This is a genomic window from Streptomyces sp. O3 (assembly GCF_054788135.1).
In genome coordinates this window covers 1-17668 of record NZ_JBTVYK010000084.1, presented here as the reverse complement: position 1 = coordinate 17668, position 17668 = coordinate 1, and the positions used below count along the sequence as shown (strand labels likewise).

Genomic DNA, 17668 nt, shown 5'->3' with positions numbered 1-17668 from the left:
GTCGCCGCTGGCGCCCGCGGCCAGCGGCGCGGAGACCACGGCGAGCCGGGACCCGTCGTCGAAGACGGCCTCCACATGGACCTCGGTGAGTACGTCGGCGACGCCGGGCAGCACGTCGTCCGGGGCCAGCACGGAGCGGCCGCGTTCGATCGCGTCCGCCAGCCGGAGCCCGTCGCGGGCCGCCTCGCAGACCGTGTCCGCGATCAGGGCGGTCGCCTCGGGGACGTTCAGCCGCAGGCCGCGGGCCCGGCGGGTCCGGGCCAGTTCGGCGGCGTTGAAGAGCAGCAGCCGGTCGCGCTCCGTCGGGGTCAGTCGCACGTCACCACACCTCCTATTTGAACGTCACTCTAAACCTCGGTTTGGTTTCGCGAAAGTCTTGACCTGGAGGCGAGAGAGACCGCACATTGAGTTCCGCTCAAAGGTTTGAGCACCGCTCAAAGATCAAGTATCCCAGGTCCCCAGGGAGAACCCCATGCAGATCGAGCAGTACGGTGTCGAGACCATCCCCGACGAGGAACGCACCAGCAGGCCGCGCGACGTGGTCAGCTTCCTCCTCGGCTCGAACCTCGCCCTCGGCGTCGTGATCTTCGGCTGGCTGCCGGTCTCCTTCGGTCTGGGCTTCTGGCCCTCGGTCAGCTCACTGCTGGTCGGCACCCTGGTCGGCACCTTTCTGATCGCCCCGCTCGCGCTGGTCTCGCTGCGCACCGCGACCAACCTCTCCACCAGCAGCGGAGCCCAGTTCGGCGTGCGCGGGCGGCTCATCGGCTCGGTCATCGGCCTCCTGCTGTCGCTGGGCTACTCCGCGCTGACCCTGTGGGTCGGCGGCGACGCGATGGTCGCCACGCTGGGGCGGCTCTTCGGCATGCCCGAGAGCGGCCTGGGCTACGCCCTGATCTACGCGGTACTGGCCGGGGCGACCGCCTTCGCCGCCATCTACGGCTACCGGCTGCTGCTACGGCTCTCCCGCGCGCTGGCCATCGGCATGACCCTGCTGCTGATCGTCGGCGTCTTCGCGTACGCCCCGGACTTCACCACCGCGGCCCCGGCGGGGGCTGAGTACCTGCTGGGCGGCTTCTGGCCGACCTGGGTGCTCTCCACCGTCGCGGCCGGTCTGAGCGGCCCGATCGCCTTCATTCTGCTGCTGGGCGACTACACCCGCTACATCTCGCCGAAGCGGCACTCGTCGAAGAAGGTCTGGCTCGCCACCTGCGTCGGCCTGGTGGTCGGCCTGTCCGTCCCGCAGCTCTTCGGGACCTTCACGGCACTCGCCGCAGGCGCCTACGAGGACTACGCCGGGCCGCTGGTCGCCGCGTCGCCCGTCTGGTTCCTGGTGCCGCTGCTGCTCGCCGCGTCCGCCGGGTCGATCGGCAACGCCGGGCTGATGCTGTACTCGATGGGCCTCGACCTGGACGCGATCATGCCGCGCACCACACGGACGAAGGCCACCTACGCCGTCGCCGTCATCTCCACCGTGATGGTGTTCGTCGGCCACTTCGCGTGGAACGCCCAGGACGCGATGACCTCGTTCGTGCTGGCGCTCACCGCCGTCGGCACCCCCTGGGCCGTGATCGTGCTGATCGGGTACGTCCGCTGCCGCGGCGAGTACGACAGCGAGGCGCTCCAGGTGCTCAACCGCCGGGCGCGCGGCGGCGCCTACTGGTTCCGCGGCGGCTGGAACCCGCGGGCCACGGCGGCGTGGGCGGCGGGCTCAGCCGTGGGCCTGTTCGCCGTGGACACGCCAAACTACACCGGCCCGCTGGTGGCCCCGCTGGGCGGCCTGGACTTCAGCTTCCTGCTGTCGGGCGCGGTGGGGGGTGTGTTGTATGTGCTGCTTACGGCTCGGGGCGCGCAGGCCCGGCCGCAGGCTGTCGCCGAGCCGGGTGCGCCCGAGGTCAAGGTCGACAGCGCGGTGTGAGCGGAGGGCGGGGCGGGGCCGCAGATACGGCCCCGCCCCTTCCGCTGAAAAACCCGGCTCGCTCAGACGATCTGGTGCATCCAGCCGTGGGTGTCCGCCGCCGCGCCCGACTGGAGGTCGAGCAGCGCCTTGCGGAGTCGCATCGTGACCTCGCCGGGCTGGCCGTCCGCCTGGGTCCAGTCCGCGCGGGCCGACTTGACCGCCCCGACCGGTGTGATCACCGCGGCCGTGCCGCAGGCGAAGACCTCGGTCAGCGTGCCGTCCTCGTTGCCGCGCTTCCAGTCCTCGGTGGAGATACGGCCCTCGACCGCCTCGTAGCCCAGGTCGCGGGCGATGGTGAGGAGCGAGTCACGGGTGATGCCGGGCAGGAGGGAGCCGGTGAGCTCGGGGGTGACGATCTTGTTCCCGTACACGAAGTACAGGTTCATGCCCCCCATCTCCTCGATCCAGCGGTGCTCGAAGGCGTCCAGCCAGACCACCTGGTCGCAGCCGTGCTGCTTGGCCTCGGCCGCGGCCGCCAGCGAGGCCGCGTAGTTGCCGCCGGTCTTCGCCGCGCCCGTGCCGCCCTTGACGGCCCGCACGTACTCCTCGCTCAGCCAGACCGTGACCGGCTTGACGCCGCCCGCGAAGAACGGCGCGGAGGGCGAGGCGATCACGATGAAGAGGTACTCGTTCGAGGGGCGCACACCCAGGCCGACCTCGGTGGCGATCATGAACGGACGCAGGTAGAGCGTCTCCTCGCCGCCGGCCCCCGGCACCCAGGCCTGATCCTGCTTGACCAGCGCGTCGCACGCGGCGACGAACAGCTCGGTGGGCAGCTCGGGCATCGCCATCCGGCGGGCCGACGTGTTGAGGCGCTCGGCGTTGGCCTCCGGGCGGAAGGCGGCGATGGAGCCGTCGGTGCGGCGGTAGGCCTTGAGCCCCTCGAAGATCGTCTGCGCGTAGTGCAGCGTCATGTTCGCGGGGTCGAGGGACAGCGGCGCGTACGGGACGAGCTCGGCGTCGTGCCAGCCACGGCCCTCCGTCCACTTGATCGTCACCATGTGGTCGGTGAAGTGACGGCCGAATCCGGGATTGGCCATGATCGCCTCGCGCTCCGCGTCGGACAGCGGATGCGCTGAGGGCTTGAGCTCGATCGTGGGCGTCGTCATGAGTGCGTGTCCTTCACCTGTTGTGTGTGAGGGACCGCGTTCACGCCGCTACGGCTGCGTGGCGTCCGAGCTCCCCGCATGCCGCGGCCCCACGTTCGATTATCGCCCGCGTGCCGCGAGCTCGAAACCGTGGGGCCGTGTACGAGACGGAGTGAATGCGGCCCAGGGATCGATGGTGACACCCGGCGCCGCGCAGGAAAAGCCGCCGGGTGTGCGCACCCGGCGGCTGAGAGGCGGTGACCCTGGGGGAAGCCCTCCAGGGGTCCGCGGTCCGACCGGGGTCAGCCCGCTACTCGTACGGCGAGTGCGTCACCAGTCTGGTCGGTGGTGCGCGTCGTACCCTCGCGCTCCACGAGGTCCGCCGAGACGGCCTCCTCCACGCGCTCCGCCTCGGCCGTGAAACCGAGGTGGCGCAGCATCAGGGCGACCGAGAGAACGGTGGCCGTCGGGTCGGCCTTGCCCTGGCCCGCGATGTCGGGCGCGGAGCCGTGCACGGGCTCGAACATCGACGGGAAGGCGCCCGTCGGGTTGATGTTGCCGGACGCGGCCAGGCCGATGCCGCCGGTCACGGCGGCGGCGAGGTCGGTGAGGATGTCACCGAAGAGGTTGTCGGTGACGATGACGTCGAAGCGCTCCGGCTGGGTGACGAAGAAGATCGTCGCGGCGTCGACGTGCAGGTAGTCGGTGGTGACGTCCGGGTACTCGGCGGCGACCCGGTCGAAGGTGTCCTTCCACAGGCGGCCCGCGTACACCAGCACGTTGTTCTTGTGGACCAGGGTCAGCTTCTTGCGGGGGCGCGCGGCGGCCCGCGCGAAGGCGTCCCGGACCACGCGCTCCACGCCGTACGCGGTGTTCACGCTGACCTCGGTGGCGACCTCGGCGGGCGTGCCGGTGCGCAGCGAGCCGCCGTTGCCGGTGTAGGGGCCTTCGGTGCCCTCGCGGACGACGACGAAGTCGATCTCCGGGCGTCCGGCCAGCGGGGTCGAGGTGTTCGGGAAGAGCTTGCTCGGCCGCAGGTTGATGAAGTGGTCGAAGGCGAACCGCAGTTTGAGCAGCAGCCCGCGCTCCAGGACGCCGGAGGGCACGCTCGGGTCGCCGATCGCGCCGAGCAGGATGGCGTCGTGCTGCTTGAGCGCCTCGAGGTCCGCGTCCGGGAGGGTCTCTCCGGTGCGGTGCCAGCGCTGGGCGCCGAGGTCGTACTCCTTGGTCTCCAGCTTCACATCCTGCGGGAGGACGGCGGCGAGGACCTTGAGTCCCTGCGCCACGACTTCCTGTCCGATGCCGTCACCGGGAACCACTGCGAGATTGATGCTGCGAGCCATGACGGAACCGTACTCCTCGTCCCATGGGATGACACATACGTGTCCACGATGCGGACTCAGGGGTGTCGCGCCGCCCCTGCGGCTCCCTTCGCCCCCCTGCGACTCCCCCGACCCTCACCGCCCCCTCCCCAGATCTCCACGGTTCTCCACCGTCCGTTCACCCCGTGGACTGGCCGGAGTCGGACGTTACTGGCAGGTTGCCCGCCATGAGTGACACGCCTGACGTCGGCATCCCCGAGCAGCTCGCACGGCGTATGACCATGGCCGAGCAGCATGAGTACCTGCGCACCCGGCACGCGCGCCCCAAGGTCTCGCGGCGCGGCGCCCTGGTCGGCGGTCTGGCGACCGCGTCCCTGGCGGGCGGCGGCCTGCTGGCCGGTACGGGAGGCGCACACGCGGCGCCGAGTTCTCCGGCCCTGGCGGCGTCTCCCGCGACGGCGCGGGTGGACGGCTCGCTGGTCGCGCCGTTCGGACGGCATCTCGCCTTCGGCGCCGATCCGAAGACCCAGATGCGGATCTCCTGGCAGGTGCCGCTCGCGGTCAGACGGCCGTACATACGAGTGGGTCTGACGCCGTGGGAGCTGAGCCGGAAGATCGACGCCGAGGTGCGCGAGCTGCACACCCCCGCGCTGTCACACCAGCTCCCCGAGGTGGACCAGTACTACCTGCACGCGGCCCTGGACGGGCTGCGGCCCGGCACCACGTACTACTACGGCGTCGGGCACGACGGCTTCGACCCGGCGTCGCCGGAGCGGCTGGGCACGCTGGGGTCGTTCCGCACCGCGCCCGCGCGGCCCGAGCGGTTCGTGTTCACGGCCTTCGGCGACCAGGGGGTGAGCTATCACGCGCTCGCCAACGACCAGCTGATCCTCGGCCAGAACCCGTCCTTCCATCTGCACGCGGGAGACCTCTGCTACGCCGACTCCAGCGGCTTCGGCAGGGAGTCGGACACCTACGACGCGCGCGCGTGGGACCAGTTCCTGGCGCAGACGGAGAGCGTGGCGGCACGGGTGCCGTGGATGGTGACGACCGGCAACCACGACATGGAGGCCTGGTACTCGCCGAACGGCTACGGCGGCCAATCGGCCCGCTTCTCGCTCCCGGACAACGGCTTCGACCCGAAGAACGCGCCGGGCGTGTACTCCTTCACGTACGGCAACGTCGGCGTGGTGGCGCTGGACGCGAACGACGTCTCGTACCAGATACCCGCCAACAAGGGCTATACGAACGGCAGGCAGACGGCCTGGCTGGACCGGCGGCTCGGCGAGCTGCGCCGGGACCCGGACGTGGAGTTCGTCGTAGTCTTCTTCCACCACTGCATGTACTCGACGGCGACGCACGGCTCGGACGGCGGGCTGCGCGACGCCTGGCTGCCGCTGCTCACCCGGCATGAGGTCGACCTGGTGATCAACGGGCACAACCATGTGTACGAGCGGACCGACGCCGTCAAGAACGGCGAGGTCGGCAGGGCGGTGCCGGTCGGCGCGTCCACTGATCCGACACGGGACGGGATCGTGTACGTCACGGCGGGCGGCGCGGGCAAGGAGCTGTACAGCTTCGGGCTCGGGGTGCCGGACAGCTACGAGGGCCACGTCAACGACCGCGACGCGATCCTGACCCATCACTGGACCAGGCTGCGGCTGCCGGACCCGGACCTGGTGGAGTGGTCGCGGGTGCGGTTCACCGGGTTCTCGTTCCTCGCGGTGGAGGCGGAGACCGGCGCGGCGCCGGTGCTGAAGGTCTCCGCGCTCGCCGAGAGCGGCGAGCGCGTCGACTACTTCGAGATCAAGCGGGGCCGGTGACGGCCCGCGGGTACCGCTCGGCCGTCAGTGGCCGGTGGCGCCGCCGTTGTCCCTGCGGTCGAGGGCACGCTGCAGGGCGGCGGCGGCGTGCTTGCGCTCCGCCGCCTGGGCGGCGGGGGCGCGGCGGACTCGGCGGACGGTCGTCTCGACGGGCATGGTGATCGACTCCTTGAGATCACGGTCCAGAGGGACGGATGCGGCCGTACGGCTCTGGAGAACACTGGATTTCGAGGCGCCGGAAGGGGCGGGGAGCGGGGCCGCAGGGGTTACCTGCGCAAGGGACCGGCTCACAACCGCCATTCGCTGGATCTAGCGAGACGTTCGGCTCCTACAAAGCTAAGGGAGAGCGGAGCTTCTGTCTCCACAATTACTCGGACTTCCTAGTATCTGAGACGCGATCTTGGTTCTGGGCCGGGTCCGGCGGCAGCAGCCGCGTCGCCATCGTGTCGATCAGCACGTCGATCCGGTGCGGTGTGAGCAGCTCGGGGACGGTGAGGTCGTCCACGATCAGCCCGAGCATCGCGAGGTAGATCAGCACCACGCCGGTACGGTCGCCGGGCAGCCCCGCGCCGAGGTGGAAGTCGATGTTCGCCTCCAGCTGGCCGCGGAAGAACCGGGTCAGCTCGGTGTGCAGCTCGGGGCGGCGGGTGGCCTCCAGGCGCAGTTCGAGCAGCGCCAGATGGCTGGCGCGCTCCCGCCGGGTGCGCGCCAGGAGCTGGTGGAGCAGGGTCTTCACCAGCTCGGCGGACGGCTCGGCCGTCAGGGTGTCGGCCAGCTCGGCCTCTTGGGGGGTCAGCCGCTCCAGGATGCGCTGCATGACCTGGGCCAGCAGGTCGGCGCGGTCGGTGAAGTAGTTGGACGTCGTGCCGACGGGCACCTTGGCCGCCTTGTCGACGGCCCGGAGGGTCAGCCCGCGCGAGCCCTCGCTGGCGAGCACTTCGATGGCCCCGTCGAGCAGGGCGGTACGGCGGGCGGGGTTCTGGCGCATGGCGGGCTCCCAGCGGGCGGAGGGCGGCAGCCACTGCGGGCGCAGTACTGCGGGCACACCACTCTAGGGAGCGGGCCGCCCGCTCCGGCACCCCGCTCCGGCACCTGCTTCGGCACCCGCTTCAGCACCTGCTTTGGTATCCGCTCTGGCGTCGCACTCTGGTGCCGCGCCCGGCCGCACAGCAGAATCTGGGCCATGTCGACCACTCAGGAGTGGGCGCCCATCCACGGCGCCCCGTACCGACCCGTCCCCTACCACCCCGAGCGGATGGACCCGGCCGAGTCCCTCGCCCGCGCCGCCGAACTGCGGGAACGCATGCGGCAGCGCAGGACCGTACGGCAGTTCGCCACCGACCCGGTGCCGGATCAGGTCATCCGGGACGCCATCGCCTGCGCCGCGACGGCCCCGTCCGGCGCACACCAGCAGCCGTGGACCTTCGCCCTGGTCCGCGACCCGGAGGTGCGCCGCCGGATCCGGGAGGCCGCCGAGCACGAGGAGCGGATCAGCTACGACGGCCGCCTCGGCGAGGAGTGGCTGGCGGCGCTGCGGCCGCTGGGCACCGACGAGGTGAAGCCGCATCTGACCGACGCGCCCGCGCTGATCGTCGTCTTCCAGCAGCGCTACTGGCTCGGCGCCGACGGCGCCAAGCACAAGCACTACTACGTCGACGAGTCGGTCGGCATCGCGGTCGGCATGCTCCTCTCGGCGCTGCACCTGTCGGGGCTCGCCGCGCTGATCCACACGCCGAGCCCGATGCGGTTCCTGTCCGAGGTGCTGGGCCGCCCGGAGAACGAGAAGGCGTTCGCGGTGATACCGGTCGGCTACCCCGCACCCGACTGCCAGGTCCCCGACCTCGTACGCAAGTCGCTGGACCAGGTGATGGTGGAGGTCTGAGCGGACATCGAATCGGCCGAGGCCAGCTGACCGTGCCGGTCAGCTGTCGGTGTCCTTGGGATGCCGGGGCGACGCGTACACCAAGTGCACCGTGCGCCGCTGCTGATCGACCAGGTAGCGCACCCGGCCACCGGCCGTCACCTCGTACTCCCACTGCGGGTACTCGCTACCGCCCAGAACGGCGGTAGCGAGTCGGCCCCGGAGGCGGTGTTGCCGATCGAGATCGGCCAACGACGTGGGAGCGGCACGCAGCGCCTCGAAACACCGTCTGGTGTTTCCCGGCGCTTCGACGCACAACGCGCCCCAGCCCTTCGCGGCCTCGTTCGTGGCGAACTTCACCCGCCACTCGTCGCCGACCGGCGGTGGGGCCGCGTCATCGCCACGCTTGGGCGTCACGGCGCGGTCACCTCGCCGTAGTCACCGTCCGGCAGCGGGCGGGTCAGCTGCGCGGTCAGCTCCGGATCGGCAAGGACCCGGGCGGTGGCCCGCCATTCGACGATGGCGCGGTGCAGCGTGGCATGGACGTCCAGCTCCGCCGCGTCCGTCGTGGCCGCGACCAGGTCTCGCATGAACTCGCGTACCTCAACCGCCGACAGATGCCGCACCCACGGAAACACACTGGGCAGCACAGCTCCTATCGCCTGTGCGCCGGCTTCATGCGCCAGGAGCGCGGCGAGAATCCGAGCCGTGACGTCGGCCGTCTCCTCTCGACGCCGGTCGTGACGGGCGGTCGTCAGGTACAGGTCCTCGCCGTCGCGCCGCGTGACATGCACGCGCTGCGCCTGGTCGAGGGTGGCAACGACCCGCTTGGAGTTCTTGGAGAGCTCGGAGAACGGAACAGTGGGTGTGGCCATACCCCGACGATAGTTCGGAACACATTCCGAAGTCAACAGGTTCACCTAACCCCTGAATTGACCTTGTCAAGTTAGGTCGAAGCTGGTTCACTCGAAATAACCAGTAAACACAGATTGAGGGGTTAATCGTGAGTGTGAGCGCGCCGCAGCAGACCCGGTATCTGACCACGACCGTCCGCGGGCAGGAGGTCTTCTACCGGGAGGCGGGGCCCGCGGACGCGCCCGTGCTGCTTCTGCTGCACGGGTTCCCCACCAGCTCGCACATGTTCCGCGACCTCATCTGGCGGCTGGCCGACCGGTACCGCGTCATCGCGCCCGACCACATCGGCTTCGGCCGCTCGGCCGCCCCGCCCGCCGCGGAGTTCCGCTACACCTTCGCCGAACTCGCCGCCGTCACCGGTGAGTTCACCGAGCAGCTCGGGCTCGACCGGTTCGCGGTCTACGTCCAGGACTACGGCGCCCCGATCGGCCTGCGCCTCGCGCTCGCGCACCCCGAGCGGGTCACGGCGATCGTCACCCAGAACGGCAACGCCTACGAGGAGGGGCTCGGCAAGGAGGCCTGGGCCCCCGTACTCGCGTACATCGCGGACCCGTCCGATCCGGAGACCGCCGAGCCGGTACGGGCCATCCGCTCGCTGGAGGGCATCCGCTGGCAGTACACCCACGGCGTCCCCGACCCGACGCTGGTCAGCCCGGACGCGTACCACCACGACGCGGCGCTGATGGCCCGCGAGGGCCAGGACGCGATCCAGCTCGGCCTGATCGGCGACTACGGCGACAACTTCGCGCTCTACCCCGCCTTCCAGGAGTACTTCCGCACTTCACAGGTACCGCTGCTCGCGGTCTGGGGCGCCCATGACGAGATCTTCGTCCCCGAGGGCGCCCTCGCCTTCCGGCGGGACCTGCCGGACGCCGAGATCCATCTGCTGCCGACCGGGCACTTCGCCCTGGAGACGCACGCGGCGCGGATCGCCGCGCTGATGGACGACTTCCTCACCCGGAACCTCGCCCTCGCGGCCCGCGGCTGATACGCGCACCGCCCCCGTCCAGGGTGCAGTCCGGACGGGGGCGGTGGTCGGCGGGGCGGACCCCGGCGGTGGGTCAGCCCATGTGCGGGTAGGCGTAGTCGGTCGGCGGAACCAGCGTCTCCTTGATGGCGCGGGTCAGCGTCCAGCGCATCAGGTTCTGCGGGGCGCCCGCCTTGTCGCAGGTGCCGGAGGCGCGGCCGCCGCCGAAGGGCTGCTGGCCGACCACGGCGCCGGTCGACTTGTCGTTGATGTAGAAGTTGCCCGCCGCGTAGCGGAGCTTGTCCATCGCGTGGGCGGCCGCCGCACGGTCACCGGCGATGATCGAACCGGTCAGGGCGTACGCCGAGACCGACTCCATCTGCTCCAGCATCGTCTCGTACGCGTCGTCCTCGTAGACGTGGACGGCCAGGATCGGGCCGAAGTACTCCGTGGTGAAGACCTCGTTGGCCGGGTCCGAGCACTCGATGACCGTCGGGCGGACGAAGTAGCCGACCGAGTCGTCATAGCTGCCGCCCGCGATGATCTCGCAGCTCGGGTCCGCCGCGGCGCGGTCGATCGCGGCCTTGTTCTTGGCGAAGGCGCGGTCGTCGATCACGGCGCCCATGAAGTTCTCCAGGTCGGTGACATCGCCCATCTTGATGCCCTCGACCTCGGCGGTGAACTCCTCGCGCAGGCCGCTCTCCCACAGCGAGCGCGGGATGTACGCGCGCGAGCTCGCCGAGCACTTCTGGCCCTGGAACTCGAAGGAGCCGCGGGTCAGCGCCGTCTTCAGGATCGCCGGGTCGGCCGACGGGTGGGCGACCACGAAGTCCTTGCCGCCGGTCTCGCCGACGATGCGCGGGTACGACTTGTACTTCTCGATGTTGTTGCCGACCGTCTTCCACAGGTGCTGGAAGGTCTTGGTCGAGCCGGTGAAGTGGATTCCGGCCAGGTCGGGGTGGTTCAGGGCCACCTCGGAGACCTCCAGGCCGTCCCCCGTCACCAGGTTGATGACGCCCTTGGGCAGGCCCGCCTCCTCCAGGAGCTGCATCAGCAGCACGGCGGCGTGGGTCTGCGTCGGGGACGGCTTCCAGACCACGACGTTGCCCATCAGGGCCGGGGCGGTCGGCAGGTTGCCCGCGATCGCGGTGAAGTTGAACGGCGTGATCGCGTAGACGAAGCCCTCGAGCGGGCGGTGGTCCAGGCGGTTCCAGACGCCCTGCGAGTTGGCGACGGGCTGCTCGGCGAGCAGGTCACGGGCGTACTTCACGTTGAAGCGCCAGAAGTCGATCAGCTCGCACGGCGTGTCGATCTCGGCCTGCTGCGCGGTCTTCGACTGGCCCAGCATGGTGGAGGCCGCGAGGGTCTCGCGCCACGGTCCGGACAGCAGCTCGGCCGCGCGCAGGATGATCGCGGCGCGGTCGTCGAACGACATCGCGCGCCAGGCCGGGGCGGCGGCCAGGGCGGCGTCGATCGCGTCCTGGGCGTCGGCCTGGGTGGCGTTGCCGTAGGTGCCGATGACGGCCTTGCGGTTGTGCGGCTGCACGACGTGGAAACGCTCGCCGCCGCCCATCCGCTTCTCGCCGCCGATGGTCATCGTCAGGTTGATCGGGTTCCCGGACAGCTCCTTGAGCTTGGCCTCCAGGCGGGCGCGCTCGGGTGAGCCGGGAGCGTAGGTGTGCACCGGCTCGTTGACCGGCATGGGGACCTGGGTTACAGCGTCCATGATGGCCGAATCTCCTTAGGGGGTTGCGGGGTGTTGTGAGTCGGTCGCGTGCTCAGCGCGGGCAGCGGCGGTCAGCCATGGTCATCACCCTCGGCTCACCAGCGAGCGCAGGCTGTGTCTTTCCGGGGGACGACCCCCGGACCCCCGGCCGTGGGGGAAGCTTCGCTCAGCCATGGTCATCAACCTCGGCTCACCAGCGAGCGCAGGAAGAACGCGAGGTTGGCCGGGCGCTCGGCGAGGCGGCGCATGAAGTAGCCGTACCAGTCGGTTCCGTACGGGATGTACACACGCATGCGATGTCCCTCGGCGACCAGACGCTGCTGCTCGGCCTCCCGGATGCCGTACAGCATCTGGAACTCGTACTCATCCAGTTTGCGCCCGTTCCGGCGCGCGAGCTCCTGTCCGATCGCGACCATCCGCGGATCGTGCGACCCGATCATGGGATAGCCCTGCCCCGCCATCAGGATCCTGAGGCAGCGGACGTACGCCTTGTCGACCTCGGCCTTGTCCTGGTACGCGACGGAGGCGGGCTCCTTGTAGGCGCCCTTCACCAGACGCACCCGCGAGCCCTCCCCGGCGAGCGCGTGGCAGTCGTCCTCCGTACGGAAGAGGTACGACTGGACGACGGCGCCGGTCTGCGGGAACCGCTCGCGCAGCTCGGAGAGGATCGCCAGGGTCGAGTCGACCGTGGTGTGGTCCTCCATGTCGAGCGTCACGGTCGTGCCGATCTCGGCGGCGGCCTCGACGACCGGTGTGACGTTCTTCAGGGCGAGGTCATGGCCGCCGGGCAGCGCCTGCCCGAAGGCGGAGAGCTTGACCGACATCTCGGCGCGCGCGCCGAGGCCGAGGGGCGTGAGGCCCTCGGTCAGCGCGAGGTACGCGTCGCGGGTGCGCAGCGCCTCGGCCGGGTCGGTGATGTCCTCGCCAAGGTGGTCGAGCGTGACCTCCAGACCGCGGTCGGCCAGGGCCTGGACGGCCCGCATCGACTCGTCGAGACGCTCACCGGCGACGAAACGGTCCACCACGGGGCGGGTGACCGGTGCGGCCGAGACGATACGACGGATGCTGTCGCTCCGCGCGGCGGCGAGAAGCACGGGACCCAGCACGGGGCACCTCCACGAGAGTGGGACGAGATGTGGCGGAACTCGCTGGCGGCCTGGACGCAAGCCCCGGGACGCGTGCCCTGGACACGCGACCGAGGACATCCGCCCTGGTGAACCCAGCGGGAACAGCACGGAGAACCACCGTGAAACCTAAGGATCGCTCCCCTTCCTCGCCATCGACAGCTGTCACGCATCCGTGTCCCGGATCTCAGACAATTGTATGAAGCGGGGGCGGGGATGCCGCAGAATGGCCGCGTGAAGGGCGACTACCAGGAACTGGTCGACGAGGTGTCGGCGCTGCTCGGCGCGCCCGCGACGCTGGAGGACCGGGATTTCGGGCTGATCGCGTTCGGGGCGCACGACAGCGACGACGACTCCGAGATGGACCCGGTCCGCACCCGCTCGATCCTGACCCGCCGGTCGACCCCGGCGGTACGGGCCTGGTTCGAGGAGTACGGGATCGCGCGGGCGAGCGAGCCGATGCGGATCCCGGCCGCCCCGGACGCGGGGGTGTTCCGGGCGCGGCTGTGCCTCCCGGTACGGCACGGGGGTGTCGTGTACGGCTATGTCTGGCTGCTCGACACCGATCCGGGGCCGTCCGAGGCGCAGCTGGCCGCGGCCATGGAGGTCACGCGACGCATCGGCGTCCTGCTCGCCGACGAGGCCTCGGCGGGCGACGAGGTGGCCCGCGAGTTCCGTACGGCGCTCACCGCGGAGCGGGGCTGGCAGCGCGACATGGCGATGGTCGCGCTGCGGGCGGCGCTGGGGCCCGGCGCGGACGACCTGTTCGTCCTGGTCTGTGTCGCGCCCTGGCCGAGCGAGGACGCGCGCAGGGCGCCGGGTACGGCGGCGGTCTGCACGGTGCCGTGGGACACCGGGGCCCCCGGCTCCGCCGCACCGGGGCACGCCCTCGCCGCCCTGGTCCGCGTCAGGTCCGCGCAGGCCCTGTCCCCCGCGACGACCGCGGCGGAGCGCCTGCTGACGAGCGCGGGCGGCGCCGGGGCTGCCACCCGTACGACACCCGGCGCACCCCGAACGGACACCCGCCCCACGAACAGCGCAGCCACCGGCGGCGGTGGCCATGGCGGTGGCACGAGTGCCGGTCGCGGCGCCGGGGCCGGACGCGCGACTGGATCCGGTCGCGGTACCGGTGGCGGACCCGGCCCCGGACGCGCCACTGGTGCCGGTGACAGGGCCGAGGACGGTGGCGGTACGACCGGACGCGACCCTGGCGCCGGTGCCGGTGCCGCACCCGGTGGCGTTACTGGCACCGGACGCGGCACGAGTGCCGGTGGCAGCACTGGATCCGATCGCGGTGGCGGTGGCGGACCCGGACGCGCCGCTGGTGCCGGTGGCAGCACCGGATCCGGTCGCGGTGCCGGACCCGGACACGGGACTGGCGTCGGACGCGGCGCTGGTCCTGGTGGCGTGACCGGTGCCGGAGGAGTCGGCGCCGGGGTAGGCAGAGCCGGTGCCGACGCGGGCGCGGACAGCGGGGTCGGCAGGAGAAGCGGCACGGGTGCCCGTGCCGTGGCCGGGCCCAGGGGTGACGCGGGCCGGGTCCGGGCCGCGGCGGGGATCGGAGGGGCGCTGCGCGGTCTCGCGGATCTGCCGACCGGGTGGGCGCAGGCCGCCGCCGCGGCGCGCAGCGCACTCGCGCAGCCCGCGCTCGGTCCGGTGGCCGAGTGGTCGGCGATCGGCCCCTTCCGGCTGCTCACCGCGCTGCCCGCGGGGGCCGCGCAGGACCCGTGCGTACGGTCGCTGCTCGCCCCCGCGCAGACCGAACTCGCCCGCACGGCGGAGGCGTTCCTCGACTGCGCGGGCCAGGCGGGACGCACCGCCGCGGCGCTCGGCATCCACCGCCAGACGCTCTACTACCGCCTCTCCCGCGTAGAGCAGCTCACCGGCCTCGACCTCGACGACGGCCAGCACCGCCTGCTGCTGCACATGGCTCTGAAGGCGGCCCGGCTACGGTGAGCCGGGCGCTCCGGGCACCCCCGCGAGCCGCCGGATCGCCGGTCTGGCGCACGCGGCTCGACGGTCTCTCGTCCTTTCTCCGATTTTCTCTGCAACGTGAGGTTCTGCTCATGGATACGAACGCGAAGCACGCACAGACACCGGTCGCCGTGGTGACCGGCGTGGCGCAGGGCATCGGCCGCAGGGTGGCCGAGGTGCTGGCGGGCGAGGGGTACGCACTCGTCCTGGCCGACCTGAAAGAGCCGGTGGAGACCCTGGCCGCCGTACGGGAGGCCGGTGCGCAGGCGCTGTCGGCGGTCGGCGACGTGGCCTCGGAGGACCATGTGAACCAGCTCGCCGCACAGGTGCGGGAACGTTTCGGCCGGGTGGACGTACTGGTCAACAACGCGGGCGTCTCGCTGCTCACCCCGGCCGAGGAGACCACCGCCGAGCAGTGGCGGCGTGTCCTGGAGGTCAACCTCACCGGACCGTTCCTGCTGTGCCGGGCGCTGGGGAAGCTGATGCTGGAGGCGGGCGGCGGCTCGATCGTCAACGTCGCCTCGATCGCGGGGCTGCACGGGGTCGCCGACCGGGCCGCGTACAACGCGAGCAAGCACGGCCTGATCGGTCTCACCCGGACGCTCGCCGCGGAGTGGGGCGGCCGCGGGGTCCGGGTCAACGCGGTGTGTCCCGGCTGGGTGAAGACCGAGATGGACGCCGCCGACCAGGCGTCCGGCGGTTACACCGACGCCGACATCGTCGAGCGGGTGCCCATGGCGGGGTTCGCCGCGCCCGAGGACATCGCCCAGGCCGTGACCTTCCTGGCCGACTCGGCCCGCAGCGGCTTCGTCAACGGCGTCGCGCTGCCGGTGGACGGCGGCTGGACCGCAGACGCGAGCTGGAACTCGCTGCGCATGCGCAAGCGCTGACGGCGCGCCAGGGCCCGCGAGCCCCTGGGCGGTCAGCGGGAGAGCGCCGCGACGGCACCGGGGCCCGGTCACCGCGTGGGTGACCGGGCCCCGGTGGCGTAGCGTACGGGCGGGCGTGCGGGTCAGTCGGTGAGGTTGACCGAGCGTGCCGAGGTCGCGCCGATCTCCTCGGCCAGCTCGGCGAGCACCGCGCCCGGCACCGTGTCGTCGACCGTGAGCACCGCGAGGGCCTCGCCGCCGACGTCCGCGCGGGAGACCTGCATGCCGCCGATGTTCAGACCGGCCTCGCCGAGCACCCGGCCGACCGTGCCGACGACGCCCGGACGGTCCGCGTACCGCAGGACGGCCATGTGGTCGGCGAGCGACAGGTCGATGTCGTGGTCGCCGATCGCGACGATCTTCTGCAGGTGCTTGGGCCCGGCGAGCGTGCCGGAGACCGCGATCTCCTCGCCGCCGGTCAGCGTGCCGCGTACGGTGACCAGGTTGCGGTGGTCGGGCGACTCCGAGCTGGTGGTCAGCCGGACCTCGACGCCGCGCTCCTGGGCGAAGAGGGGGGCGTTCACATACGAGACCGTATCGTCCACGACGTCCTCGAACACGCCCTTGAGCGCGCTGAGTTCGAGCACCTTGACGTCGTGCTGGGTGATCTCGCCGTACACCTCGACGTCGAGCCGGGCCGCGACCTCGCCCGCGAGCGCGGTGAAGATCCGGCCGAGCTTCTCGGCGAGCGGCAGGCCGGGGCGTACGTCCTCGGCGATGACGCCGCCCTGGACGTTGACCGCGTCCGGCACCAGTTCACCGGCGAGCGCGAGGCGTACCGACTTGGCGACCGCGATACCGGCCTTCTCCTGGGCCTCGTCCGTGGACGCGCCGAGGTGCGGGGTGCACACGACCTGGTCGAACTCGAAGAGCGGGGAGTCGGTGCACGGCTCCTTGGCGTAGACGTCGAGGCCCGCGCCGGCGACCCGGCCCTCCTTCAGCGCGGAGTACAGCGCCTCCTCGTCGACGATGCCGCCGCGCGCGGCGTTGACGATGCGGACGGTCGGCTTGACCTTGTGCAGCGCCTCGTCGCCGATGAGGCCGAGGGTCTCGGGGGTCTTGGGCAGGTGCACGGTGATGAAGTCGGAGACTTCGAGCAGTTCGTCGAGCGTCAGCAGCTTCACGCCCATCTGCGCGGCGCGCGCGGGCTGCACATACGGGTCGTACGCGACGACCTTCATGCCGAAGGCGGACATCCGCTGGGCGACCAGGACGCCGATGCGGCCGAGGCCGACCACGCCGAGGGTCTTCTCGCTGAGCTCGACGCCGGTGTACTTGGAGCGCTTCCACTCGCCGTTCTTGAGCGCGGTGTTGGCCTGCGGGATGTTGCGGGCGGTGGCGACGAGCAGGCCGCAGGCGAGTTCGGCGGCGGTGACGATGTTGGACGTCGGGGCGTTGACGACCATCACGCCGGCCTTGGTGGCGGCGGACACGTCGACGTTGTCCAGGCCGACTCCGGCGCGGGCGACGACCTTCAGGTTCTTCGCGGCGGCGATCGCCTCGGCGTCGACCTTGGTCGCGGAGCGGACCAGGATCGCGTCGACGTCGGCGATGGCGGGGAGCAGTTCGGCGCGGTCGGCTCCGCTGCAGTGCCGGATCTCGAAGTCCGGACCCAGCGCGTCCACGGTCGCGGGCGACAGCTCTTCGGCGATGAGTACGACGGGTTTGGCAGGGTTCGAGCTCACGTGTGTCCTCACAAGTCCATTGCGGACGGCCGTCCCGACGGCCGCAGGCGGTGGAGGGGCAAGCCGCGAAGACGCACGACGCTGTGGGCCTGACGCGTATGTGGTGTGCAGTCTAGTGCCGACGTGCGGCGAGTTTTCCGCCTTGTCGGAAGGATCACCCATCCGTGTTGGACGCACTGTCCAACGGGGGTGGAGTGGGGGTGGAGCGGGGGCACGGGGGCGTGCGGCGGGGGGGGGGCCCCCCCGGCCCCCCCCCCCGCGGGGCGGGGGGGGGCCGCGCGGGGGTTTGGCGCCCCC

16 protein-coding genes are annotated in these 17668 nt (G+C 71.2%); 6 read left to right on the top strand and 10 right to left on the bottom strand.

Translation table 11 applies throughout. The features are described from left to right. Positions 1-318 (bottom strand): urease subunit gamma (ureA, locus tag ACX6XY_RS28505; RefSeq protein ID WP_460336946.1); only part of this gene is annotated, 318 nt, incomplete at its 3' end. A 154-nt stretch (positions 319-472) separates the two neighbouring features. Here ureA and ACX6XY_RS28500 point away from each other — a divergent pair. Then, the gene (locus ACX6XY_RS28500; protein WP_460336942.1) at positions 473-1915 is read left to right on the top strand and encodes a cytosine permease; all 1443 of its coding nucleotides are present in this window, start codon (positions 473-475) and stop codon (positions 1913-1915) included. 62 nt (positions 1916-1977) lie between these two features. On the opposite strand, the gene ACX6XY_RS28495 is transcribed toward ACX6XY_RS28500, so the two are convergent. Both ACX6XY_RS28495 and ACX6XY_RS28490 read right to left on the bottom strand, forming a co-directional pair. Next, positions 1978-3066: a branched-chain amino acid aminotransferase gene (locus ACX6XY_RS28495; RefSeq protein WP_460336939.1), complete on the bottom strand. Its 1089-nt coding sequence runs from the start codon at positions 3064-3066 to the stop codon at positions 1978-1980. Positions 3067-3347: 281 nt separating this feature from the next. Beyond that, entirely contained in the window at positions 3348-4388 is a 1041-nt protein-coding gene (locus ACX6XY_RS28490; RefSeq protein WP_460336936.1) for a 3-isopropylmalate dehydrogenase, read from the bottom strand. Between the two features lie 206 nt (positions 4389-4594). Between ACX6XY_RS28490 and ACX6XY_RS28485 the strand changes: the two genes are divergently transcribed. Then, complete coding sequence (locus ACX6XY_RS28485; protein ID WP_460336933.1) at positions 4595-6190, top strand: purple acid phosphatase family protein; 1596 nt, start codon at positions 4595-4597, stop codon at positions 6188-6190. A 24-nt stretch (positions 6191-6214) separates the two neighbouring features. Here the strand turns inward: ACX6XY_RS28485 and ACX6XY_RS28480 are convergent, their stop codons facing one another. After that, positions 6215-6346, bottom strand: a complete 132-nt coding sequence (locus ACX6XY_RS28480; RefSeq protein ID WP_460336930.1) for a hypothetical protein — start codon at positions 6344-6346, stop codon at positions 6215-6217. Between the two features lie 211 nt (positions 6347-6557). Continuing rightward, positions 6558-7235, bottom strand: coding sequence for a TetR/AcrR family transcriptional regulator (locus ACX6XY_RS28475; RefSeq protein WP_460336928.1), 678 nt, complete (start codon positions 7233-7235; stop codon positions 6558-6560). Positions 7236-7373: 138 nt separating this feature from the next. Between ACX6XY_RS28475 and ACX6XY_RS28470 the strand changes: the two genes are divergently transcribed. Continuing rightward, positions 7374-8072, top strand: coding sequence for a nitroreductase family protein (locus ACX6XY_RS28470; RefSeq protein WP_460336926.1), 699 nt, complete (start codon positions 7374-7376; stop codon positions 8070-8072). Between the two features lie 39 nt (positions 8073-8111). On the opposite strand, the gene ACX6XY_RS28465 is transcribed toward ACX6XY_RS28470, so the two are convergent. Both ACX6XY_RS28465 and ACX6XY_RS28460 read right to left on the bottom strand, forming a co-directional pair. After that, positions 8112-8468, bottom strand: coding sequence for a hypothetical protein (locus ACX6XY_RS28465; protein ID WP_460336923.1), 357 nt, complete (start codon positions 8466-8468; stop codon positions 8112-8114). Further along, positions 8465-8926 (bottom strand): prevent-host-death family protein, encoded by a 462-nt coding sequence (locus tag ACX6XY_RS28460; protein WP_460336921.1) that lies wholly within the window; start codon positions 8924-8926, stop codon positions 8465-8467. The genes ACX6XY_RS28465 and ACX6XY_RS28460 overlap by 4 nt, the downstream gene beginning before the upstream one ends. 128 nt (positions 8927-9054) lie before the next feature. Between ACX6XY_RS28460 and ACX6XY_RS28455 the strand changes: the two genes are divergently transcribed. Then, on the top strand, positions 9055-9954 hold the full coding sequence (locus tag ACX6XY_RS28455; protein WP_460336919.1) for an alpha/beta fold hydrolase: 900 nt from the start codon (positions 9055-9057) through the stop codon (positions 9952-9954). A gap of 73 nt (positions 9955-10027) precedes the next feature. On the opposite strand, the gene pruA is transcribed toward ACX6XY_RS28455, so the two are convergent. After that, on the bottom strand, positions 10028-11659 hold the full coding sequence (pruA, locus tag ACX6XY_RS28450) for an L-glutamate gamma-semialdehyde dehydrogenase (RefSeq protein WP_460336917.1): 1632 nt from the start codon (positions 11657-11659) through the stop codon (positions 10028-10030). Positions 11660-11838: 179 nt separating this feature from the next. Beyond that, entirely contained in the window at positions 11839-12765 is a 927-nt protein-coding gene (locus ACX6XY_RS28445) for a proline dehydrogenase family protein (RefSeq protein ID WP_460336914.1), read from the bottom strand. Between the two features lie 234 nt (positions 12766-12999). On the opposite strand from ACX6XY_RS28445, the gene ACX6XY_RS28440 reads away from it, so the two are divergent. Next, the gene (locus tag ACX6XY_RS28440) at positions 13000-14739 is read left to right on the top strand and encodes a PucR family transcriptional regulator (protein ID WP_460336912.1); all 1740 of its coding nucleotides are present in this window, start codon (positions 13000-13002) and stop codon (positions 14737-14739) included. Positions 14740-14849: 110 nt separating this feature from the next. Continuing rightward, on the top strand, positions 14850-15647 hold the full coding sequence (locus ACX6XY_RS28435; RefSeq protein ID WP_460336909.1) for an SDR family NAD(P)-dependent oxidoreductase: 798 nt from the start codon (positions 14850-14852) through the stop codon (positions 15645-15647). 122 nt (positions 15648-15769) lie between these two features. On the opposite strand, the gene serA is transcribed toward ACX6XY_RS28435, so the two are convergent. After that, positions 15770-17371: a phosphoglycerate dehydrogenase gene (gene serA, locus ACX6XY_RS28430; RefSeq protein WP_460336907.1), complete on the bottom strand. Its 1602-nt coding sequence runs from the start codon at positions 17369-17371 to the stop codon at positions 15770-15772. Between the last annotated feature and the right edge of the window lie 297 nt (positions 17372-17668).